Source organism: Paenibacillus sp. FSL R7-0333, assembly GCF_038000365.1.
GTDB classification, from domain to species: Bacteria; Bacillota; Bacilli; order Paenibacillales; family Paenibacillaceae; genus Paenibacillus_AQ; species Paenibacillus_AQ silagei.
In genome coordinates, this window is the sequence record NZ_JBBOBZ010000001.1 from 1,949,964 (window position 1) to 1,972,914 (window position 22,951).

The 22,951-nt window shown below is 52.9% G+C and carries 17 protein-coding genes; 11 read left to right on the forward strand and 6 right to left on the reverse strand.

The features are described from left to right. Positions 1–60: 60 nt before the first annotated feature. The 3 genes from MKY86_RS07975 to MKY86_RS07985 form a co-directional block, all read right to left on the reverse strand. Positions 61–1,746, reverse strand: a complete 1,686-nt coding sequence (locus MKY86_RS07975; RefSeq protein ID WP_036721419.1) for a DUF11 domain-containing protein — start codon at positions 1,744–1,746, stop codon at positions 61–63. After that, the gene (locus tag MKY86_RS07980; protein ID WP_083685009.1) at positions 1,743–8,462 is read right to left on the reverse strand and encodes a DUF7507 domain-containing protein; all 6,720 of its coding nucleotides are present in this window, start codon (positions 8,460–8,462) and stop codon (positions 1,743–1,745) included. Before MKY86_RS07980 ends, MKY86_RS07975 begins: the two co-directional genes overlap by 4 nt. Before the next feature lie 231 nt (positions 8,463–8,693). Continuing rightward, the gene (locus MKY86_RS07985; protein WP_076079089.1) at positions 8,694–9,338 is read right to left on the reverse strand and encodes a methyltransferase domain-containing protein; all 645 of its coding nucleotides are present in this window, start codon (positions 9,336–9,338) and stop codon (positions 8,694–8,696) included. Positions 9,339–9,510: 172 nt separating this feature from the next. Between MKY86_RS07985 and MKY86_RS07990 the strand changes: the two genes are divergently transcribed. After that, a complete protein-coding gene (locus MKY86_RS07990; protein WP_076079088.1) occupies positions 9,511–9,939 on the forward strand; it encodes a hypothetical protein in 429 nt (142 codons plus the stop codon). A gap of 205 nt (positions 9,940–10,144) precedes the next feature. Then, positions 10,145–12,421: a copper amine oxidase N-terminal domain-containing protein gene (locus MKY86_RS07995; RefSeq protein WP_076079087.1), complete on the forward strand. Its 2,277-nt coding sequence runs from the start codon at positions 10,145–10,147 to the stop codon at positions 12,419–12,421. Between the two features lie 86 nt (positions 12,422–12,507). Here the strand turns inward: MKY86_RS07995 and MKY86_RS08000 are convergent, their stop codons facing one another. After that, positions 12,508–12,963, reverse strand: coding sequence for a hypothetical protein (locus MKY86_RS08000; RefSeq protein WP_076079086.1), 456 nt, complete (start codon positions 12,961–12,963; stop codon positions 12,508–12,510). 167 nt (positions 12,964–13,130) lie between these two features. Here MKY86_RS08000 and MKY86_RS08005 point away from each other — a divergent pair, with 167 nt between their 5' ends. After that, entirely contained in the window at positions 13,131–13,508 is a 378-nt protein-coding gene (locus MKY86_RS08005; RefSeq protein WP_036721421.1) for a DUF423 domain-containing protein, read from the forward strand. Positions 13,509–13,594: 86 nt separating this feature from the next. On the opposite strand, the gene MKY86_RS08010 is transcribed toward MKY86_RS08005, so the two are convergent. Further along, on the reverse strand, positions 13,595–14,128 hold the full coding sequence (locus MKY86_RS08010; RefSeq protein WP_076079085.1) for a hypothetical protein: 534 nt from the start codon (positions 14,126–14,128) through the stop codon (positions 13,595–13,597). A 212-nt stretch (positions 14,129–14,340) separates the two neighbouring features. On the opposite strand from MKY86_RS08010, the gene MKY86_RS08015 reads away from it, so the two are divergent. Both MKY86_RS08015 and MKY86_RS08020 read left to right on the forward strand, forming a co-directional pair. Then, positions 14,341–14,643 (forward strand): YunC family protein, encoded by a 303-nt coding sequence (locus tag MKY86_RS08015; protein ID WP_076079084.1) that lies wholly within the window; start codon positions 14,341–14,343, stop codon positions 14,641–14,643. Between the two features lie 275 nt (positions 14,644–14,918). Further along, a complete protein-coding gene (locus MKY86_RS08020; protein ID WP_036692784.1) occupies positions 14,919–15,380 on the forward strand; it encodes a Dps family protein in 462 nt (153 codons plus the stop codon). A gap of 133 nt (positions 15,381–15,513) precedes the next feature. Here MKY86_RS08020 and MKY86_RS08025 read toward each other — a convergent pair whose 3' ends face one another. After that, a complete protein-coding gene (locus MKY86_RS08025) occupies positions 15,514–16,020 on the reverse strand; it encodes a MarR family transcriptional regulator (protein ID WP_076079083.1) in 507 nt (168 codons plus the stop codon). Positions 16,021–16,228: 208 nt separating this feature from the next. Here MKY86_RS08025 and MKY86_RS08030 point away from each other — a divergent pair, with 208 nt between their 5' ends. The 6 genes from MKY86_RS08030 to sufB all read left to right on the forward strand — a co-directional run bounded on the left by MKY86_RS08030 (position 16,229) and on the right by sufB (position 22,606). Continuing rightward, positions 16,229–17,257 (forward strand): nitroreductase family protein, encoded by a 1,029-nt coding sequence (locus MKY86_RS08030; protein ID WP_076079082.1) that lies wholly within the window; start codon positions 16,229–16,231, stop codon positions 17,255–17,257. A 173-nt stretch (positions 17,258–17,430) separates the two neighbouring features. Beyond that, positions 17,431–18,213, forward strand: a complete 783-nt coding sequence (gene sufC, locus MKY86_RS08035; RefSeq protein WP_076079081.1) for a Fe-S cluster assembly ATPase SufC — start codon at positions 17,431–17,433, stop codon at positions 18,211–18,213. A 25-nt stretch (positions 18,214–18,238) separates the two neighbouring features. Next, positions 18,239–19,540 carry a Fe-S cluster assembly protein SufD gene (sufD, locus tag MKY86_RS08040; RefSeq protein ID WP_076079080.1) on the forward strand — a complete coding sequence of 434 codons (1,302 nt, stop codon included), beginning with the start codon at positions 18,239–18,241 and terminating at the stop codon, positions 19,538–19,540. Beyond that, positions 19,537–20,763: a cysteine desulfurase gene (locus MKY86_RS08045; RefSeq protein WP_076079079.1), complete on the forward strand. Its 1,227-nt coding sequence runs from the start codon at positions 19,537–19,539 to the stop codon at positions 20,761–20,763. Before sufD ends, MKY86_RS08045 begins: the two co-directional genes overlap by 4 nt. Continuing rightward, positions 20,750–21,178, forward strand: a complete 429-nt coding sequence (gene sufU / locus MKY86_RS08050) for a Fe-S cluster assembly sulfur transfer protein SufU (RefSeq protein WP_036721441.1) — start codon at positions 20,750–20,752, stop codon at positions 21,176–21,178. The genes MKY86_RS08045 and sufU overlap by 14 nt, the downstream gene beginning before the upstream one ends. A 30-nt stretch (positions 21,179–21,208) precedes the next feature. Further along, the gene (gene sufB / locus MKY86_RS08055; protein WP_036721442.1) at positions 21,209–22,606 is read left to right on the forward strand and encodes a Fe-S cluster assembly protein SufB; all 1,398 of its coding nucleotides are present in this window, start codon (positions 21,209–21,211) and stop codon (positions 22,604–22,606) included. Positions 22,607–22,951: the final 345 nt, after the last annotated feature.

The window sequence follows — 22,951 nt, forward strand, 5'->3', positions numbered from 1 at the left end:
GACGAAGCAGCAGGTTGTAACTAAAGTATATTCAGGGAGATGGGGGATATGTGAGCTGTATTATTCACTGATTTCTTCCATGAGCAGCCTGTAGGTGTTAGAACGGGCTTCGCCGGAGTACCGGCGTCCGTCGATAGTGAACAGATACAGGGCAGCCGTGGAGCCTTGAAGATCCTTGCCCATATAATCCGCATTTATTGTGACAAAGTAAGTGAGTGTGACGGTCTGCCCCGCTTCCAGCGTTCCCAGAGCAACTGTTCCGCTATATGGCGTACCGGGCACGGCGATAGCGCTTATGGTAACGATATCGGGATTAATGACGGTACCCTGCGGTACAATTCGGATCACCGAGACCTCTGCCGGATAATTCCCGCTATTGGACACGTAAATGTTGAATTCCGCGATACCTCCAGGCTCGACGATGGGGGGCTCGCCCTCAATCTGAATGGAAATGATGGGCGTGAACAGCAACGTGGTCACCGCATTGGAGCGGGAGAGCTGCCCGACATTGCGCCCGTCCGGCAGGGAGAACGTATACTGGACCACTCCCTGATTCTGAATGGCCGGCGTCTGGCGGATATCGGTGGCACCTGGAATAGATACGAGAAAATCTACCGCCATAACAGCGCCTGCCCGTAAGGTGCCCAGCGGAATTCCGTCCCCGGGGCGGACGCCCCTCTGGGGAACCCCGTCAATACGGACACTGTCCCAGATGAATAGTACGCTTGGCGGAATGGCGTCCGTCAGCAGTGCGTTCACCGCCATATTACCGCTATTCTGTACAGTGAACTCGTACCGCAAGTTGTCACCGGGCGCCGCGCTGTAGAGATCAACCTTCAGCTTTACCGATAATCCGGGCTGGATGACTGTAATCTGAACCGTGTTGCTTGTGGTGGAGGTTCTGTTGTCGTTGACCTCATAAGAGATCTGCGCGTTCGCCATAATCGCCGATCCTGGAGGGTTCGAGGCCACCCTAGCGCGGTAGGAGACCTCGGCGGCTGCGCCTGCAGGGAGCGAGCCCAGCCCGATGCCTGAAGCTGGGTCGGCCTCAGGCTGATAAATCCTGCCAGCGATAACACTTCCGGGAAGGATAGAGGTGCCTTCCGGAACGGGAAGCGTGGCCATGACTCCGGTCAGCGGCCGGGTGCCTTCGTTCCTGAGTTGAAGGGTATAGGTGACGACATCCCCAATGAAGGTAGTGGGAGTGCTGGCCGAGAGCAGTGAGGACAACTGGTAGGACAGCAGGGAGACACTGACCGGATTGGAGCGGATCTCCCCGTTCACCGTTCTTCCTTCAGGTGTAGTGAAGGAATACGTGCCAACCGCCCTGTTATGCAGCGCGAGTGAAGGTGGAAGCGAGATAACAATGACCTGGAAGGCGATACTGACTCCCGAATGGGCGGCGAGTAGGCCAAGGGGAATGCCGGAAGACGGAGTGACCCCCGGAAGGGGGACTCCGTCTCTAAGCACACTATTGGCAATAAACGAGACGCCTGGGGGAAGCACATCCGTGATGGTGACAACCGCCCCGGTATTGCCGCTATTCCTGGCGGTCACAGTATAGACGAGCGTCTCCCCCAGGGAGGCGCTCAGGCGGTCTGCTTGCTTTTGCAGTAATAATACCGGGCCCACCACAAGCGTATTGACGGTATTGGAATAGGTAACCGATTCAGTGCCCTCTGCCGAGCTGTACAGAACCATGGACTGATTACTTACGACAGGCTGGAGCTGTGAGCCGTCTGTCATATGACGATGACCTGAACCTGGAAGGTTACCGTTGTGGTCGCTCCCGGGGCGATCGTTCCGATCACGATACCGGTGCCCGGATTTGAACCGGGACGCGGAGTGCCATCCACAGTTACGCTGCCTGCAACGAACTGGCTGCCGGCCGGGATCGGGTCAACAAGGACCACATTGTTGACGGGAACAATGCCGTTGTTGGTTACGGCAATAGTATAGGTGATGATATCGCCGACTACAGCATCGACAGCCGGAGTGCTCTTGACTGCCGTTACGTCCGGTGAAGAGACTGGAATGACGAGTGTATTCGATAGTGTAGAGCCTGAGAGCAGACGTCCATCAGGCGGCGTGAAGGTGAAGGTTGCCGCCGCCTGGTTCACCAGCTGCTGCGGTGAAGGCAGGGAAGCTACCGTTACCTGCAGGGTGACTGTCATGGTGACGGTAGCTCCGGCTGCAACGGTGCCAAGATTGATGCCGGTAGTCGGATCTGCACCCGGAACAGGTTGGCCGTTGATCAGGACGCTGTTCGGAATGAATACAGCGCCCGCAGGGATAGAGTCGGTTAAGGTGACGATTGCCGCAAGATTACCTGTATTGGTGACGCTTAGTGCATAAGTGACGGTATCTCCAACCGTGGCATTAGTGGTATCCGCAGATTTCAGGACACCAATAATCGGCTGGAATACCGGGGTAATTAGATTGTTGGAATAAGAGGCGCCGGAGAATGCCCCGGAGGTGAAGCTGACCGAAGCCTGATTGTTCAGTGTGGCCGGATTAGGAAGACTGTTGACGAGAATATTGAAGGTGACCTGGACCACTGCACCAGGGGCGATAGTGCCGAGCGAGATCCCGTTCGCAGGGTTGCCTCCCGGCAGCGGAGTGCCGTCCACGACCACGCTGCCGGCTACAAAGGAAGAATCGGCCGGAATCGGATCGCTCAGCACTGCATTGTTAACCGGTGCAATTCCGTTATTGGTGACTGCGATGCTGTACGTAACGGTATCCCCCGGGACTGCATCGACTACAGTAGTACTCTTTGCAACCAGGACATCCGGCGACGATACCGGAATCAGATTGATGTTCGAGCTGGCCGACTGATTGAAGACGCGTCCGTCAGGCAGCGTATAGTTGAAGGCGATAATGGCCTGATTGCTGAGCTGCTGGCTGGCTGGCAGCGTGTCGATCACTACAGAGAATACTACGGTCAGTGATGCACCAGCTGCAACACTGCCCAGAGGGATTCCGGTAGCGGGATCTGCACCCGGAGCAGGGAAGCCGTTAATCAGTACACTGTTCGGAACCAGAGTTGTACCTGCGGGAATAGTATCAGTCAGCGTGGCCGATGCCGCATAGTTCCCTGAATTGCTGACATTGACGGTGTAGACAATGGTATCGCCTACCGTGGCATTCTGAGAGCTCGAGCTCTTGGCAGCAGCGATAACCGGCTGGAAGACCGGAGTGGTCACAATGTTCGAGAAGGCTACACTGGACAGGGCGCCGGAAGTGAAGCTGACGGATGACTGATTGTTCAGTACACCTGAAGCCGGCAGAGACGTAACCGTTACGTTAAAGGCCACCGTTACAGAAGCGCCCGGAGCGATGCTGCCTATGGTCACCCCGGTAGCCGGTGAAGAAGCAGGGCGGGACACGCCGTCTACGAGCACACTGCCCGGAACAAAGGCGGTACCGGCAGGCAGGGCATCTGTGAATACGACATTATTAACCGTAGCAATACCGTTATTGGTTAGGGTCACGGAATAAGTGATGGTGTCGCCCACATTGGTTGCGGTGGTTACAGTGGTTTTGACGACAGCCAGATTCGGGTTCGAGACAGGGATGGTCAGGGTGTTGGTGAGCACCGACCCTCCCAGGATTCTTCCGTCAGGCAAGGTGAAGCTGGAAGCAACGGTTCCCTGATTCACCAGCAGCTGCGGCGATGGCAGTGAAGTGATCACCACCGAGAACGAGACGGCTACAGTCGCCCCCGGAGCGATAGTTCCGGCAGCAATTCCTGTGGAGGGATTAGCCTGCGGCAGAGGCAGCCCGCCAATCAGCACGCTATTGTCTACAAAGGTGGTGCCGGCTGGAATGTTGTCCGTTACTGTAAGGCTTGCTCCGTAGTTGCCGGTATTGCTGACCGTTATCGTGTAGGTTACTGTATCACCGACTGTTGCATTGGCGGTATTGGCTGTTTTGACCGCAGCGATATTGGGCTGGAAGACAGGCACCGCCACAGGATTGGAAAAGGTTGATCCGCTAAATACACCGGAGGTGTAAGTGACCGTCGCCTGATTATCAATGGAGGTATCTGCGGGTACAGAGGTGACAGTGACACTGTACGAGACGACGGCACTAGCCCCGGAGGCAAGCGTACTGATAGTAATCCCTGAGGCCGGATTGGCATTCGGAAAAGGCACCCCGTTCACCGATACGCTGCCCGGCACAAAGGTAGCCCCGCCCGGTGTTGGATCACTGAGCACGACATTGTTGACAGGGTCCATCCCGTTATTGGTGATGTTCACGGAATAGGAAATGGTATCCCCAAGGGCAACGGAGGTGGAGGTTGTGCTCTTGACCACCGCCAGATTGGGGGCGGAGACTGCGATGGTCACGGTATTGGAGACGGCACTTCCGCTGAGCAGCCGCCCGTCAGGCGGAGTGAAGGTATAGGTGGCGTTTGCCTGATTGACAAGCTGCTGCGGTGAAGGCAGAGACACGATGAAGACCGTGAAGCTGACAGATACACTGGCACCGGGAGCCACAGTTCCAACAGTAATTCCGCTATCCGGTGCAGCCCCCGGCTGAGGGAATCCGCCGACAATGACGCTGTTGGGGTCAAATGTAGTACCCGCCGGGATGTTGTCGGTTAACGTAACATTGGCTGCAAGGTTACCGCTATTGCTGACTACAATGGTATAGATGACTGTATCGCCTACTGTGGCGTTCAGGTCACTGGCGCTTTTGACAAGGGAGATCTGCGGTTGTGTGACCGGTGTGGTGGTGACGTTGGACGATGAAGAGCCGGAGAAGACCCCGGAGGTGAAACTGACGGTGGACTGGTTATTCACCTGTGAAGGAATCGGCATGGTTATTCTCACCTCGAATGTGACGGCAACGGAGGCTCCAGGCCCCAGGCTGCCGATTGGGATGCCGGCCGACGGAACTGACAACGGCTGGGAGACGCCGCCGACAATTACGGTTCCGGGAAGGAACGCTGCATTCTCTGGCAAGGGATCGCTGAGAATGATATTGCTGACAGAGGTAATGCTGTTATTCGTCAGCACGGAGGTGAATGTAAGGATGTCGCCGGTCACGGCATCAATGGCATTGACGCTTTTGACAACACTGACATTCGGTGCCGAGACGGGAACCGTAAGTGTGTTCGACACGGTGTTACCGCCAAGCTGACGCCCATCCGGCAGGGTGAAAGTATAGGATGCTGCTGCCGAGTTAGGCAGCTGCTGGTTTGGAGGAAGTGAAGTAACCGTAACAAGGAAGCTGACTACGACGCTGTCTCCGGGAGCAAGCGGCCCCACCGGAATGCCTGTTAATGGGCTATACCCAGGTAACGGGGTCCCGCCTATACTTACGCTGTTGGTCTCGAATACCGTCTGCGGCGGCAGGGAATCGGTCAAATTCAGCATTGCCGCGATATTGCCAGTGTTGCTGGCCAGGATGGAGAAGGAGAGCAGACTGCCGACAGAGGCCTGCGCAGGGCTTGAGCTTTTGACCAGTCCAATGACTGGAATGAAGACTGGGGTAGACACTGTATTGGACAGGGCTGCTCCGCTGAATGAGCTGGCCGTAAAGGATGCGCTGGCCCGGTTGCTCAGTTGAGGCGGGCTTGGAATAGAGTTGGCATTCACCTGGAAGACAACGATGCTTGTGGCACCCGCAGCAAGTGTTCCGAGAGCAATCCCGGCATTTGGATTGGCAGAGGGTACGGCCGTCCCGTTCACCGTGACAGTTCCTGCTACAAAGGCACTGCCTGCCGGAGCCGGATCAGACAGCACTACATTGTTAACAGCTACGCCGCTGGGGTTGGATACAGAGACGGTGTAGGTAAGATATTCGCCTACAGCCACTGAGGTGAGATTGGCATTTTTGAGAATCGTGATGTTGGGGGCAGAGACTGGAATAGTCACCGTATTGGATACACTTCCGCCGGACAGAGAGCGTCCGCTGGGCAACTGATAGGTATAGCTGCTGCTGCCCTGGTCCGTCAAGGTTGCCGGAGACGGCAGGGATTGGACAGTGGTCAGGAAGGTTACGGTCAAGGCAGCTCCCGGTGCTACGGACCCGAGCGGGACTCCGCTTACCGGAGAATCTGACGGACGGACCACACCGTTTACTGTGACGCTTCCGGCGACGAAGGCAGACCCGGCAGGGATCGTGTCAGTTAGGATCACATTCGCTGCGAGATTACCGGTGTTCTGCACCTGCAGCGTGTATTGTACATTTCCTCCAACCGTGGCGCTGCTTGGACTGGAGCTTTTAACGATACCGATTATTGGCTGGTACACAGGAGTGAGGATTGTATTGGACTGTGTGATGGCGTTAAATGTCCCCGAGCTGTAAGAGGCCGATGACTGGTTGGCGAGCTGGCCGTTTCCCGGCACAGAGGTGACACTTACCTGGAAGGTTACCGTTACGCTGGCTCCCGGGGCAAGGGTGCCCACGGATATCCCCGAAGCCGGATCAGCGGCAGGCCGTGCGGTTCCCGCTACCACCACGCTTCCAGGCACCAGAGTGCTGCCGGCGGGTATCGGATCAGAGAGCACAACATTCGTGATGGCTACGATTCCGTTATTAGTAACCACAGACGTATACTGCAGGGTATCGCCTACGGCGACATCCGGGAAGCTGGCGCTTTTGACAAGGGCAACATTCGGCAGTCTGACCGGTATGGTGAGCGTATTGGAGGCAGCCGTACCGCTCACGGTCCGCCCGTCAGGAACCTGGAAGGTATAGGCGGCTGTAGCCTGGTCCACCAGCTGCGGGGGAGAAGGCAGACTGTTCACCAGTACACGGAACTGGACTGTAGAGCTTCCTCCCGCCGCGATGGTGCCGATGGCGATTCCGGCGGCGGGATTACCCGCCACAGGCGTGCCGTTTACCGTGAAGCTTCCCGGAATATAGGAGCTGCCGGCAGGAATGTTATCTGTGAGCGTAGTAGTGGCGCCGATATTGCCGGTGTTGAAGATTTGCAGGGTGTAGAGAATCTGGTCTCCGACGGTTGCGTTGGTAGTATTGGCGCTTTTGACAATGCCGAGAACGGGAGAATATACCGGCAGCGATTGTGTATTGGATGGAATGACTCCGCTGACAATCGGGCCTCCGGCTACACTCTGGAAGGTGAAGGCAGCGTTAGCCGTGTTGGGCACAAATTGCGGATTCGGCAGGGAAGTCACCCTGGCTTGATAAGTCACCGTTATGGAAGTGCCCAGAGTAAGTGAACCCAGCGGGATGCCGGAGGTTATATCATAAGTCGGCCTGGCAACACCGGCTACCACCACGCTTCCTGTGACAAAAGTAAGACCTGCCGGTAAGATGTCTGACAATACAACACTGGCTGCGCTTGCGGTACCGGTATTGTTAACCGTTACAGTGTAGGTGACCAGATCACCAACGATGGTGCCGGCGACATTTGCACTTTTGGTCAAAGAGATCTTAGGTGCATTGATATCGATTTGCAGCCCGTTGGCGTTAACGACATACGCATCGCCCGAAGTAGTTAAGGTCAGGAGTGCGGAGGACTGGTTATTGACCAGGCGCGCAGAGACATCCACATTCGTGATATCCCAGCCCTGCCGCCCGCCGACAATGTTAGAGCCTGGACTGCCGTTGGTCTGGTTGCGGGTGCCGAACGTACCGGTCGTATTCAGATTGCCGGTATCATTGTTAATCTGCGAAGCGAAGAAGTTATTGGCAAAATTGTTAGGCCCGGAGAGGGCGACCTGAGTGGTGGAGGTAGGGCCGAAAAGCGCCTGGTCTCCCGAGCGGTTGGCATCTCCTTCCTGGGCGCTGAACTGGATACGTCCGCCCAGCGCGCCGGTAACAGGTGTGGCGAAGCCTGTAATGGTGGTGACCACCGGGGCCGAGGAGGCTTGGACAAGGACAGCGCCTGCGCGCAGGGACATGTTGCGGAAGGGCAGCGACGGATTCTGGTAGATGACAGCAAGTGTCCAGCCGGCATGGTTGGCAGTGGAATCTCCGGGAATTACAATAGTTCCGACTACACCGCCAGTGACATAGGTTCCGGCACCGGAGGCTTGAATGGTGCTGGTGACATTTGCGGAACGGACATATGCGAGTGCACCCCCGCCCAGATCCACCGAATTGGCTGTGGCTGAATCGGGGGTTACACTGACCGTGTTCCCTAGCGGTGTAGTGAAGGATACAGGATTGTTGATTGCCGCAGTGAGATTGACGGTACCGTTAACATAGGAACCGCCCCAGATCAGCTCGGCATACAGAACTGTGCTTCCGGCAGGGAGAACCAGAATGGCTGCTGAACTGTTGCTCTGATATAGACTGGTAGTGCCAGCAGGATAGGTGCCGTATACAGAAGCTGTATTAATCGTAGAGAAGCCTCCGATACTGTCCTGTGTACCCGGTACACCGGCAGTTTCAGAGCGGCTTAGTCCCAGCGTGTTGCCAGTGAAAGTGATGGCGCCTGTTGCATTAACCGTAGACCGAACGACTAGAGGAATAATTTTCACCTCCTTTTGAATAGAAGCTCTGACAGCAAGTGGAAACGGCTTTGCCGTCCTTTTAAAGGACGGTACCGTTTCAGCGAGAAATAGAAGGATAAGTTATCATGTGAAACAAATAAATTCTTCTATTTTCAAAAAAAAAGCAGACCGGCTCCTGTGTGAGCCGATATGCCATCCTGCTTGTGTTGTATTAACCTATGTTCCGTTTTGGGCAATCTTGTATGTCCATCCCGAATTTTATAACATATATTTCCTGTCCTGCAGCCGAAGCCGGCGCTCTAGCAGTGCCTGTGGTTCAGGCAGCACCTTCCGGCTCATCGCCTCCAGTTCCTCATCGGTAATCTCCCGCTTAATGACGGCGAAGTGGTACATAATTTCGTGAATGACATTGGACTGCAGCGTCTTTAGAACCTCAAGCTCTTCCGCATCATACAGATTGTCGTCATACGGATATTGATAGAACAGCTCCATCCGCAGCAGTCTGAAGTCAAACGGCGGCAGCGGCACGGGATAATCCGGGATCTCCGGGCACAGTGGGCTCTGATAGGGCTGGAAGAAGTGGCCGGTGAAATACCGTGGGGTATACTCATCGAACTTTTGCTTAAACATAGGGTTGGAGGCATGCGGGAAGCTATGGGCATAGGGTGAGAGAATACACACAACCGCTTGGTGTGTGCTTATTCTATAAATCTCTGACATCGCTGCAAACAGATCGTTCACATAAGGCATCACCCGGCTGGCCATAACGAATTCAGCCGTATTGTCGGGCAGGGGGATTTCTTCGCAAATATCGCAGACGATATCCACTCCGGGGTACTGTGTGCGGTCGATTCCCAGATACCCGGACTCTTTGCCGGGGCCGCAGCCGATATCGATTCTCAAGGGATACCACTCCTTCAAATGCTGAATAAGGCTCTTCATCTATTGTATTAGTCCGGCGCTTCTGTGCGTACGGCTGATGCCCAGCCCGTAACGGCAAGTTTACACTACCCGGCTTATGGGGTAATCCATAGGTAAGGTAAGCAGCACACAACCAACAGAGGAGGTACACATCATGAGATTAGAGCGTACGCTACCCGCTATGACAGCAATCGCTGTATTGATGCTCACCCTGACGGCTTGCGGCGGGAACAGCCCTGCGGAAGCCCCCGGAGAATCGTCCTCAGCAGGCTCATCGGGAATCCCTGTACAGACAGCGGCGGTACCTCTCGCCAGTCCGGTGCTGAAGCCTGGTCCTTCCGCAGCCGCAGAGTCAGAGAAGATCCAGGGCTCAGGCACTTATGTCGGGCAGATGGATACCCATTCCGTGGAGATTGTGACAGAAGAAGGGCCGACGGCCTTTGAACTCGGTGCAGGCACAGCGGATGCGCCGGAAGGGCTTGAGATGGATGATCCTGTAGTATTTACTTATGTGGAAAAAATAGTCGGAAAAGATCCTGTCGTGATTCAGCGGGTATTGTCCAGTCTGGCCAAAGCGGACTGATTCGGCAGAGTGCCCTGAACCCGAACCCGGGCTGCAATGGCGGAATATCCCATGGGTATCCGCCTGTTGCAGTTCTTTTTGCCGCCTTTGGAATCGGCTCCAAAGGTTATTTTTTTGTAACCGGTTCAGAGAGAAACTTTTTCCGCCCGGCTAGCGTCAAAGAGATAGAAATTGAGATTGGTTTCCTATCCGGGAGGGTGAGCTTGTGAAAAAGTTATGGATTTCTATTGTAGCAGGATTATTGGTGTTCCCGATGTTGTTTCAGGCTCCGGCCCAGGCAGCAGCAAAACCCATCAGAGTTATTATTGATGGAGTGACCTTGTCCACAGACCAGCCGCCGGTAATGGTGAACGGACGGACTATGGTTCCCCTGCGGGCGATCTTTGAAGCCTTCAATGCCGACATCAAGTGGAATCAGAAGACACAGACAGTAACAGCTTCCCAGAACGATACAACGATTGTACTGAAGATCGGCTCCAAGATCGCAACCATCAACAACAAGGCAGTCAGCCTGGATGTGCCGGGCCAGAATCTGAAGGGCCGCACAATGGTGCCTACCCGCTTCGTAAGTGAAGCGCTCGGCCGCGAGGTCGGCTGGAATCCGGCTGCGCAGATTGTCACGATCACCACTCCGGTTCCGGTAGGCGGGAATGCGGCTCCGGTATCGGGAGTAACCGCTCAGGATATCAGCGATTATGGAGACGGCCGGGATCTGCAGGTCAGCTTCAACCGTGCGGCCGACGAATCGCTGGTGGATCAATACCGAGTGCTTGTCGCCAAGACCGGTACTTCACTGAACCTGTCGTCTGCACTGGCAGTAGGTGCCAATAACTACTCCGTTGCTCTGGTAACAGGAGCCAATCCTGTTGTGAAGCTGAACGCTGCCGCCAGAACGATCGACGGTGACCTGATTAAGAATAATCAGGGATATAGCGTATATGTAGTGACAGTCGGCAAAGGCAATAATACCAGTGCCCTCTCCAGTGCAGCTGCCGTTATTACATTGCAGAACAAGGCAGTTCCGGCACTGGGCACCGTCCAGGCAACGGATACCAGTGATTACGGGGATGGCCGGGATCTCTCCGTCAGCTTCAACAAGCTGGCCGATGAGAGTAAGATAAGCTCTTACCGGATCTTCGTAGTCAAAGCGTCCAATTCCACAGTGTTTGACCTGGGCAGAGCTAATGCGGTCTCCAGCAGCAATTACACGCAGATCAACAAGACGGGGAATAACATCAGTATGAACCTCTCCTCCGGCTCCAGAGATACAGATGGAGCGCTGATCAAGACGGGTGTGAGCTACCGGGTATACGTACTGGCGGTTGACAGCAGCAATGCTGCGAATAATGTGCTGTCACCTGCTTCAACGGCCCTTACACTGGCCAATGCAGGGGTATCCAACCTGAACGTGACCGATGTGAATGATTATAATGACGGGCGGGATTTGAAGGTTACCTTCAACCATGCCACAGACGAGACCAATATTAGCCAATACCGCATTCTGGTGGTGCCTGTGAATTATTACAGCAGCTTCAGCTTAAATGATGCGAATAATGTATCCAGTGCGAATTATACGGCGGTAAACACATCAGGAACCTATACCGAACAGATCCTGAATTCTTCCAGCAGAGATGTTCGCGGTTCCCTGATCAGGAACGGAACCAGCTACAAAGTGTATGTGCTCGCGGCAGGCAACTGGAACAATTCGGGCTCGAATGTGTTATCCGCTGCTTCTCCGGCGATCACGCTGGTGAATACCTCCGGCCTCAGTGCCATATCGAATCTGAGTGTGAGTGATGTGAACGATTATGGAGATGGGCGTGATCTGAGAGTATCGTTCAATCATGCGGGAGACGAATCCTACATCAGCCATTACCGGATTCTGGTGGTGCCTATGAATTATTACAACAGCTTCAGCTTGTCGGATGCGAATAATGCGGGGAATTATACAACCGCAGGTACATCCGGGGACAGCACCAATCAGGTGCTCGATAGCTCAGCCAAAGACGTACGCGGCGCAGCCATCAAGCCGGGAATCAGCTACCGGGTATATGTATTGACTGTCAGAAACGGCAGCTACCAGGGAGCTAATGTATTGTCGGAGGGATCGGCAGCCATTACTTTATCGGCTAAGCTTCCCGTCACCTCCGTGACAAATGTGACTTACGGCATGGATAACGGCAAACTTGTGGTTAACTTCACCAAGTCTGCCCGTGAGTCGAATATTTCCGAATACCGGGTATTCGTAGTCCCTTCCAAGCAGAGCTTCGGCACTGCAGAAGCTCTTAACGTGCAATCGTCTTACTACAGATCAGCAGTCCCTAACGGAAGCAATCTCTCTATTGCGGCTACAGCCAGAGATATTAACGGTAACCCGATTGTCAAAGGCACCAAGTATAAGGTATACGTGCTTGCGGTAGCCAACAGCTCTGGAGTGCAGAACGGCGGACTGTCCGATTCAAGCGAAGAGTTCGAGATCTAAGCGTCCAGCTCTGTATATAAGGCTCCACAACAAAACACAGCATGTCCCGGTTCAAGGGGATATGCTGTGTTTGCGTACACGAGTTATCATGATGCTCCGGCATTCACCAGAACAACGGATAGCAGAAGCATGAACAAAAGGAGGAAGCCGGCGTTGATGATGGTGCCGATAATAGCAAAAACCTTGCGCCGTCTGCGCAGGGTCACGCCGATAATACCGGTAACCGCCCCGATGATATTCACTGCGACCAGGATCAGCATCGTCAGGCCCAAATACATAATCGTTTCTGCCGAATCGGCAATCAGTTTATTATGCTCATTCATCAGAGAAGACGCTTGCGCTCCTACATACACGAAGGTAATGGCATAGCAGACCAGTGTAAGTAGAGCTATTACGAACGAGGCGATACCGGGGCCGGAGTGCTTATAGTCGCGTTTGTTCTCCTGGTATACATAATCCGCGTTCATGTCTTGTTCTGAAGAGCCCCATCTCGCAGGCTCGGTTGCGGCGGTGTCCGATTTGGGAGGTGTATGATAGTCCATTTGGCTGCACTCCTTGGGGTGTAATAGGTTATTACTACCACTTCATCATAACAGCGCTCTAAATGCAAGTCCTCAGGAATACAAGCTACAGAATGATGCGGCTGGCAAAAGGCGAAGCTGATTGTTAAGATAGGAGAAGTTCAACTCAGGGAAGGAGCTGTATATCCATGCAACGAAGATTGGTGGGCTGGGGAGCCTTGCTGGGTATGCTGTCTGTTGCCATCGGCGCGTTCGGATCGCATATCCTGAAGCCTGTAATCAGCGAGCACTATCTGCAGGTGTACGAGACGGGCGTCCAGTATCATATGTTCCATGCGCTGGCCCTGATACTTATCGGGCTTACCGCTGGGCAGTGGGGCGAAAGTGTCCGTCTGCGCTGGGCAGGGCGGCTGATGGTTGCCGGGGTTGTCCTGTTCTCGGGCAGCTTGTACATCCTCAGTATTTCCGGTGTCAAGGTTCTCGGAGCAATCACTCCGCTGGGAGGCGTATGCTTCATTGCGGGCTGGATCTGCCTGGCCTTGGAGGCCTTCTCGCGCAAGAAGTGAAGTGCGGCAAGAGCTGCATATTCGCCAAAATAATCGTAAGAGAAAGAAGCACCCGCCCCGGAACCCGGAGCGGGTGCTTCTTTCTCTTACAGAAATTCATCGATTTCATTAAGCTTGAACGTGTAGACCTGCTTCTCGTCTACATGGTATACACTCAGCGAATTCTCCGTTTCGTCTAAGTTCAGAATACGGCAGGGCATGGATACCTGTTTGCCATGCCGGTTCGCACGCAGCCGGACGAGCTGGTTATTCTGAATGTACTGTCTGATTTTGCCGAATACATCTGCTGGAGTTTCTGCCGGAGCTGCTGCAGGCTTCTTGGCTGCTGGCTTCTCCGCAGGCTTGGCTACCTGAGGGTCTGCCGGCTTCTCCGGCAATTTCACTGGCACCGGAGCAGGTGTGAAGCTGTCATTCTTCAGAGCCATTTTTGCAGAATTCAGCAGATGATCAATGGCTCTTCCAAGCTCCAGCCCGGAGTTGATGTTGAAATCAGTGACTTTGTCGCTTGAATTCAACATTTCAAGCAGGAACTGCAGCGCAAGCGGGTTGGTGCGGGCATTAATCAGGATGTCGACATTGAAAAGATAATTGCCGTCGGTGTGTTGTAGTTTCTTATCCATTAATCCCCCAGCTTAATCGTTAATCACGATTTCTTTAATTTAAATTAGTGTATAAACTATACCATTAAATAAGCGGAAATTATATACCCTCCTGTATAGAAATAAGGACTTCTGACCCTCCGATTTCTCCATGAACTAGGACAATCGTCCACACGTGGCCTGAACCGTACGCATAACCTACAACGTGAATGTGAAAGGAGGAGGTGCTGCAGATGGTAACAATAGAGCCCATGCATGTGGGCGATCATGTCCTGGTGGGGGTTGAGGTGAAGCTGCCCAAAACGACGTTGCTCAGCATCAGCACAGACAAGGGATATATTATGTGCGGGGCGCTGGACATAGGACTGCTGAACGAGGTGCTGAGCGACCGGCAGATTATTGCGGCAAGGGCTGTCGGGGTGCGCACGCTTCAACAGCTGCTGGCCGCGCCGCTGGAGTCTGTAACTATAGAAGCAGAGAAGCTGGGAATCGTTCCGGGCATGTCCGGTGCAGAGGCCCTGCTGCTAATGATGTAAGGCACATAGCAATGTGTAGTCAGCCAAGGAGCTTCCCGGCCCCTTGGCTGACTTTATTCTGTCTTGAACCGCATCAATTAGCATAACCGGCGCTTGCTTGGTTCATCCTACGGGTGAAGACACAAGCATGCAGCCAGCGGCGGGGAAGAGGGCTTGTCCGGGGTCAGGCTTGTTTCGCCCTCCAGGCAAAAGGGTAAATGGAGAATAGACAACTGCAAGGCCGGACAATGGACAAGCAGCCGGCTAAATTTAATGGATAAGGAAGGGATCATATCATGGCTAAAGCATCAAACAAAGTGAACACCGCTTCATTGGAACAGGTACTGAACCGTCAGGTTGCCAACCTGAACGTATTGTATGTGAAGGTGCATAACTATCACTGGTATGTGAAGGGGGAGCAGTTCTTCGCCCTGCATGTGAAGTTCGAAGAGCTGTACGATGATATTACACTCAAAATGGACGAGGTAGCTGAGCGCTTGCTGAGCATCAAAGGCAGCCCTGCAGCAACTATGAAAGAATATCTGGAACTGGCTACCATTCAGGAAGCCACAGGCAAAGAAGATGCCCGCGGTATGGTTCAGGCGCTGATCGAAGATTTCGCTACAGTAGCGGAAGAACTGACAGAGGGCATCGAGCTGGCGGAAGAAATCAGCGACCAGCCTACGGCAGACCTGTTCATCAAGATCCGCACGGATCTGGAGAAGAACCAGTGGATGCTGCGCGCTTTCCTGGGCTGATTGCGGGATAAGTAGCACAATGATTTGAATATAGGAATAAAGTCTCCCCTGAAGGGAGGCTTTATTTATTTTTCAAAATATAAGGATTCATGTGCTTCGCATGATCCCCTTTAAAAGGGCAGCGTAGCCCTTTCTACTCGAATTCACTAAGATTCAGGGGGAGCATTCTATTCTCATCAATCATCATTTGAATGAATTTCAGTGAAGCCTGCAGCTCCGGTTCCGAGAATTCACCCATTTTCTCAATGAATTTCTCCTCCAGGTTCTTGTGCATCCGGGCGTGGAGTTCAAAGAGCTGTCTGCCTTTAGGAGTAAGGCTGAAGTAGATTTCTTTCTTGTTGTCATTCATCCGGCTCCGCTTAATGCAGCCATCCTGGAGAAGCTTGGTGCTGATCTTAGTGATGCTCGCCTTGGACAATTTCAAGCTCTCCGCGATGGTAGTGCTGTTGACAGGCTCGTGATTGCCAATGCAGTCGATGACATGAATACTGGTCAAGCTGGTTGAAGTGAGAGTAATCCCGTACTTCCGTGTGAGATCCGTAAATACATCCATTTCGGTTACGAAAGTCTCTTCAACTAAATGGGAGAGGTGGAGAAAACGGTCATACAGCAGCCGCTTAAGTCCTTCAGAGGAATGCATAGGGCTTAGCATCTCCTTTCTGCAAAGTACCTTTATTCTAACTTAAAATTATTAACGTGTAAACTAAATATTTAGACGAGTTATTTATAATAAATTACTGATATTAAATTTAATAATACAGATTGACATCGTGTTTCTTTCAAAATATAGTTAACTGGTAAACAATATTAATTATTGATTGCCAAACGATATTTTGGGGGGGATGAAGATGAAGGATGTGTCCACAACGGTTAGGGAACGGCGGACCATTCGGAGATTCAGCGCTGCACCGGTTGAACAAGAACGGATTATTTCCTTGGTAAAAGAGGCGGCTGGCTTATACGAGTCCGAAGATACGCCGCACTGGCGCTGTCTTTACTTCGGCACTCCCGAGTCCCGTGAAGAGCTGGCTGAATCCATGATGGCGAAGGTGACGGGCGGCCGGCTCGGGAAGCTCCTTCCTGCCCGCATGACAGATCTTCTAAGAAGGCAAATCACGGGTACTCCCGCTCATGTAATCTTCATCGCCGAGTCCGCCGGCACGGAGCGGGAGCGGGATGAGAATTACGCGGCGGTCTGCAGCATCATGCAAACGGTTCAGCTTCTGGGCTGGGAACAGGGGCTGGGGATGCTGTGGTACACAGATCCCTTGATTCTGAGCGAATCGTTCTATAAGCTCATCGGCTGGCGTGAAGGAGAGCGGTTTGCGGGGATACTGGAAATCGGCTCCTTCGACAAAGCGCCGCGAGGACGAAAAAGAACACCGGCAGAACGGAAATGGACAATTATCGGGGAAGACAGCCGCCAGCTTGAGGATGCCGCCCCTTTCTCTGCATACAATGTCCTTAGGCTGCTGAACGAGGCGGTCTGGGCGCCGAATGACGGCATGCGGGAGCCTTGGCGGTTCATCTATGTGACGGGTGATAAGACAGAGGCACCAGGCAAACTGCAGTTCTCTGAAGAGGCACCTTCACCGCCGTTTCTGCTGGTCGTAGCCAGAGAAGAGACGGACCCGCACAAGCAGGACGAGGATTATGCCGCGGTGTGCAGCCTGATACAGAATTTTCAACTGCTGGCCCGGTCTGAAGGGTGGCAGTTGCGCCGCAGGATTCCGGAATGGGTCTATGACCGGAAGCAGTGTGAGTCCTTCGGGCTTCGTCCGCTGGAACGGATCGTCGCAGTACTTGAAGCGGGGGAACATAAGCGGTATTCAAATTCCGTTTTTCCTATTCCCGCAGTGAAGATAACCATTAATTAATTTGATAAAAAAGGGCCGATGTAATAAAATTAGTGAGAATCATTGATAATCATCCTGATTCACTTTATAATAATTATAATGTGATATAAAATCTAATTGCTTGTAATCAGGGTTAACCTGTGACAATACAACTTTCTGATTTCGCAAATCGATCAATGGAGGGAATAATAATTATGGCAGCAGAATTTGTCATTGAGGGACTGAAAGCGACGATTGAAGGAAAAGAAATTCTGAAGGGGATTAACCTTCAGATGAAGGGCGGAGAAATTCACGCCGTGATGGGACCGAATGGTACTGGTAAAAGTACGCTGGCCTCAGCTCTGATGGGTCATCCCAAGTATGTGGTTACAGAAGGTACGGCCTTGCTCGAAGGTGAAGATCTGCTGGAGATGGCAGTGGATGAGCGCGCCCGCGCCGGGTTGTTCCTCGGGATGCAATATCCAAGTGAAATCAGCGGAGTGACGAACTCCGACTTCCTGCGCAGTGCGATTAACTCGCGCCGTGAAGAGGGCAGTGAGATCTCACTGATCCGCTTCATCCGACAGATGGAAGCCAAGATGAAAGAACTGGATATGAACCCTGAATTCCTGCACCGTTATCTGAATGAAGGCTTCTCCGGCGGGGAGAAGAAGCGTAACGAGATTCTGCAAATGATGATGCTGGACCCTAAGATCGTCATTCTTGACGAAATTGACTCCGGCCTTGATATTGACGCACTCAAAATTGTTGCCGATGGTGTGAACACCATGCGCAGCCCGGAACGCGGATTCCTGATTATTACCCACTACCAGCGTTTGCTTAATTACATCAAGCCCGACTATGTGCATGTCATGATGCAGGGACGGATTGTGAAATCCGGCGGCCCTGAGCTGGCCCACAGACTGGAAGCTGATGGTTATGAATGGATTAAGGAAGAACTCGGCATCGAAGACGAAACTGTAGGACAAGAAGCTTAGAAACGCTGGAAGGAGGAAACCACTTATGACGACGCAAACCATTCTTCCCGTGGATGCACAGCAGCTCGGCGCACAATCGCAGAGCTGCGGCGAACCGGGCTGGCTGAAGGACAGCCGTTTGAAGGCTTTGGAGCTTGCCGCAGGGCTTGACCTGCCGAAGCTGGAGAAGACACGGATTGACCGCTGGAATATCAACAACTACGGGGAATACAAGCCAAGCCAGGCGCTGGCGGCACTTCAAGATGCACCGGCTTCCATTGCCGGACTAATCGAGGGGCAAGAAGAAGGCAGCCTGATCATTCAACGGAATTCAGGGGCTGTATATGCCCGCCTGGCTCCGGAGCTGGCTGCGCAAGGTGTTATTTTCACCGATTTGCAGACTGCAGTCAGAGAGCATGGAGACCTTGTTCAGCGTTATCTGCATAAGGCAGTATTGCCGGAAGAGCACTCCATCGCCGCACTGCATGCAGCACTATGGAACGGCGGGGTATTCCTCTATGTTCCGAAGAATGTTGTCATCGAGACTCCGCTGCAGGCGGTTCTGCTCACGGATGACGCTGAAGCTGCCTTTGTACCGCATATTCTGATTGTTGCCGATACTAACAGTTCGTTGACCTACGTGGATAACTACGTATCCGATAAGACTGAAGCGGGTCTGCATAATGGAGCCGTTGAAGTATTCGTAGGTGCAGGTGCCACTGTGAGATACGCTACCGTACATCAGCTGGGGCAGGATACAACGGATGTGACGTACCGCCGCGCCGTTGTGGAGAATGACGGCACCATTGAATGGATCATCGGTGAGATGAACTATGGAGATACAGCCAGCGATACCAAATCGGTGCTTAAAGGCAACGGCTCAAGCTCAGATGCGAAGGTCATTGCTGTAGGCTCCGGTTCGCAGAAGCTGAGCTATACTACACAAGCCCAGCACTTCGGCAGAAATACACCAAGTGACATGATCACGCGTGCTGTTATGCGGGATTCAGCAACCTCGATTATTAACGGAATTACGAAGATTGAGAAGGGCGCTACCAGAGCTGACGGACAGCAGACAGAGAAGGTTCTGATGCTAAGCCCCAAAGCGCGCGGAGACGCCAACCCGATCCTCCTTATAGATGAAGATGATGTAACCGCAGGCCATGCCGCTTCCGTAGGACAGGTCAATTACGAGCAAGTCTATTACCTGATGTCCCGGGGATTATCGCGGCATGACGCAGAAACACTGATCATATACGGCTTCCTTGCACCTGTTGTATCGCAAATTCCACTGGAGGGACTGCGCAATCAGCTCCAATCTCTTGTGGAAAGGAAGTTAGGCCAATGATTAGCAGTCAGATCCGGGAGCAGTTTCCCATCCTGAACCAGAAGATCAACGGCCATCCGCTGGTCTACCTGGACAGTGCGGCCACTTCACAGAAGCCGCGCCAGGTCATTGAGGCGGTCAAGTCTTACTACGAGTGGGATAATGCCAACGTACACCGCGGGGTGCATACCTTGGGGAGCCGGGCAACCGATGCGTATGAAGGCGCCCGCGAGAAGCTGAAGAACTTCATTAATGCCCGCAGTGTGAAGGAAATTATCTTCACACGCGGGACAACGACCGCGCTCAATATTGTAGCTTCCTCTTACGGTCCTTCCGTCTTGAAGGAAGGGGATGAGATCGTGATTACCCAGATGGAGCATCACAGCAATTTCATTCCCTGGCAGCAACTGGCCAAGAACACCGGGGCTACCCTGAAATTCCTGCCGCTGCAAAAGGACGGTACGATCACGCTGGAGGATGCCGAGCAGACGATTACTGCCCGGACCAAGATTGTAGCCATTGCGTATGTATCCAATGTCATGGGCGTTACTCATCCTATCAAAGAGCTTGCAGCGATTGCCCACCGGAACGGTGCAGTAATCGTGGTGGACGGTGCACAGAGCACACCGCATCTGAAGGTGGATGTGCAGGATCTGGATTGCGATTTCTACGCCTTGTCTGGGCACAAGATGCTTGCGCCTACTGGTATCGGTGCTCTCTACGGCAAGAAGGCGCTGCTGGAAGCTATGGAGCCGGTTGAATTCGGCGGCGAGATGATCGATGATGTCGGGCTGTATGAGTCTACCTGGAAGGAGCTGCCGTGGAAGTTCGAAGGCGGAACACCGATTATTGCAGGTGCCGTCGGCTTAGGAGCAGCGATTGATTTCCTGCAGGAGGTCGGGATGGATGAGATTCACCGCCACGAAATGCAGCTTGCAGCATATGCGGAGCAGCGGCTGTCGGAGGTTAGTGATCTGACGATCTATGGTCCCCGCAACCGTCAGGTGGGGGTAGTCACCTTCAACCTGGGTGATGTTCATCCGCATGATGTGGCCACCGTGCTGGATGCGGAAGGCGTGGCTGTCCGCGCGGGGCATCATTGCTGCCAGCCGCTCATGCGCTGGCTGGAGGTCAGCTCCACTGCCCGGGCGAGCTTCTACCTGTACAACACTGAACAGGATGTAGATGCGTTGGTTCAAGCCTTACTTAAGGCAAAGGAGTATTTCAGCTATGAACTTGGATGACTTATATAGACGCGTAATTATGGATCATTACAAAAATCCCCGGAATCGCGGCTCATTTGAAGATGACGCACTTAAGATTGAGCTCAATAACCCTACCTGCGGCGACCGCATTACGCTTCAGCTTAAGGTGGAGGATGGCGTCGTCCAGGACGCCCGTTTCAGCGGCGAAGGCTGTTCAATCAGCATGTCGTCGGCTTCGATGATGACGGAAGCGGTCAAGGGCCAATCGATAGCGCATGCGCTTGAGATGGCCGACAGCTTCTCCTCTCTAATGAAGGGTGAGGAAGCAGATTTCGGTGACTACGAAGATATTGAAGCCCTGTCCGGTGTTAATAAATTTCCGGCGCGGATCAAATGTGCCACTCTGGCCTGGAACGCGCTTCGCAAAGGCATAGATACGCAAAGAAGCTTATAAAATAATATTACACACAAGGAGGCTGACACCATGGCTAAGAAAGCGCCTGATATGGAGGAATACCAGTACGGATTCCGTGACGAGCACAAGTCGATATTTCAGTCTGGTAAAGGACTCACGGAAGAAATCGTCCGGGAAATCTCCGCAATCAAAAACGAGCCGGAATGGATGCTGGAATTCCGGCTGAAATCCCTGGAGCAGTTCCGTAAGATGCCAATGCCGAAGTGGGGCGGCAATCTGGATGATCTGGATTTCGAGGATATCCAATATTATGTTAGACCTTCCGAGAAGCAGGGCAAGACTTGGGAGGAGGTACCTTCCGAGATCAAAGAGACCTTCGACAAGCTGGGAATTCCGGAAGCGGAGCAGAAGTTCCTTGCCGGTGTCTCTGCACAGTATGAATCTGAGGTAGTCTATCACAGCATGCAGCAGAACCTGGAGGATCAGGGTGTGATCTTCACAGATACGGATTCCGCACTGCGTGATCATCCTGAGCTGTTCAAGAAGTTCTTCGGCACAATCATTCCGCCTGCAGACAACAAGTTCGCCGCACTTAACAGTGCCGTTTGGTCAGGAGGCAGCTTCATCTATGTTCCGAAGGGTGTGAAGTGTGAAGTTCCTTTGCAGGCCTACTTCCGCATCAACTCCGAGAATATGGGACAATTCGAGCGTACTCTGATTCTGGCAGACGAAGACAGCTTCGTGCATTACGTTGAAGGCTGTACTGCCCCAATCTACAGCACGAACTCTCTGCATAGTGCAGTGGTTGAAATTCTCTGCATGAAGAACGCCCGTGTCCGTTATACCACCATTCAGAACTGGGCACCGAACATCTACAACCTCGTTACCAAACGTGCGGTTGCCGAAGAGAACGCTACGATGGAATGGGTAGATGGCAACATCGGCTCCAAGCTGACTATGAAATATCCTGCGGTTGTTCTTAAAGGCCGTGGAGCCAAGGGGTCTGTATTGTCCATCGCGGTAGCGGGCAAGAATCAGCATCAGGATGCAGGCGCCAAAATGATCCACTTGGCACCGGATACCACCTCAACCATTGTATCCAAGTCGATCAGCAAGCACGGCGGCAAGGTCACTTACCGTGGACTCGCTTCCTTCGGCCGCAAGGCAGAAGGCGCGAAATCCAATATTAAATGCGATACGCTCATTCTGGATAACGAGTCCACCTCGGACACGATTCCTTACAATGAGATCATGAACGATAACATTGTGCTTGAGCACGAAGCGACGGTCTCCAAGGTATCTGAGGAGCAGCTATTCTATCTCATGAGCCGCGGTCTCTCCGAAGCTGATGCCACGCAGATGATTATTATGGGCTTCATCGAGCCGTTCACCAAAGAGCTGCCAATGGAATATGCGGTCGAGATGAACAGATTGATCAAGTTCGAAATGGAAGGCAGTATAGGGTAAACTAGCTGCCTCCTTCAATAACCAGGCGATATACAGTGAGTGTCCACAGAACTTTGATGCAGGTTGGTCAAAGCTCTGTGGGCACTTTTGTATTTTATAGGAACATAAAATACCTTTTATTAGGCTTCAAAAAAGCTGCTTTGCATTGTTGAATCTTGCTATATCTTAATTGAGCAGTATTTGCGAGGAAATAGCAGCATTTAAAACGACGGGCGTCCTTTAGCCCCTGCTTAAGCCCGGTTTATTCCGGAAAAAGAGGGAAAACGGTGGTTTCTCCCCTTTGCCGCATTAAATTAGGGATGATAAACTGCTTAAAGTCACTAAATTGGAAGCGCTAAAAAAGCT

What these genes read in the sequence shown, in the direction of transcription:
- MKY86_RS07975 (WP_036721419.1), bottom strand. Translation starts at nt 1,746, where the DNA reads ATGACAGACGGCTCACAGCTCCAGCCTGTCGTAAGTAATCAGTCCATG.
- MKY86_RS07990 (WP_076079088.1), top strand. Translation starts at nt 9,511, where the DNA reads ATGAGATTAGAGCGTACGCTACCCGCTATGACAGCAATCGCTGTATTG.
- MKY86_RS08000 (WP_076079086.1), bottom strand. Translation starts at nt 12,963, where the DNA reads ATGGACTATCATACACCTCCCAAATCGGACACCGCCGCAACCGAGCCT.
- MKY86_RS08005 (WP_036721421.1), top strand. Translation starts at nt 13,131, where the DNA reads ATGCAACGAAGATTGGTGGGCTGGGGAGCCTTGCTGGGTATGCTGTCT.
- MKY86_RS08010 (WP_076079085.1), bottom strand. Translation starts at nt 14,128, where the DNA reads ATGGATAAGAAACTACAACACACCGACGGCAATTATCTTTTCAATGTC.
- MKY86_RS08015 (WP_076079084.1), top strand. Translation starts at nt 14,341, where the DNA reads ATGGTAACAATAGAGCCCATGCATGTGGGCGATCATGTCCTGGTGGGG.
- MKY86_RS08020 (WP_036692784.1), top strand. Translation starts at nt 14,919, where the DNA reads ATGGCTAAAGCATCAAACAAAGTGAACACCGCTTCATTGGAACAGGTA.
- MKY86_RS08025 (WP_076079083.1), bottom strand. Translation starts at nt 16,020, where the DNA reads ATGCATTCCTCTGAAGGACTTAAGCGGCTGCTGTATGACCGTTTTCTC.
- MKY86_RS08030 (WP_076079082.1), top strand. Translation starts at nt 16,229, where the DNA reads ATGAAGGATGTGTCCACAACGGTTAGGGAACGGCGGACCATTCGGAGA.
- sufC (WP_076079081.1), top strand. Translation starts at nt 17,431, where the DNA reads ATGGCAGCAGAATTTGTCATTGAGGGACTGAAAGCGACGATTGAAGGA.
- sufD (WP_076079080.1), top strand. Translation starts at nt 18,239, where the DNA reads ATGACGACGCAAACCATTCTTCCCGTGGATGCACAGCAGCTCGGCGCA.
- MKY86_RS08045 (WP_076079079.1), top strand. Translation starts at nt 19,537, where the DNA reads ATGATTAGCAGTCAGATCCGGGAGCAGTTTCCCATCCTGAACCAGAAG.
- sufU (WP_036721441.1), top strand. Translation starts at nt 20,750, where the DNA reads ATGAACTTGGATGACTTATATAGACGCGTAATTATGGATCATTACAAA.
- sufB (WP_036721442.1), top strand. Translation starts at nt 21,209, where the DNA reads ATGGCTAAGAAAGCGCCTGATATGGAGGAATACCAGTACGGATTCCGT.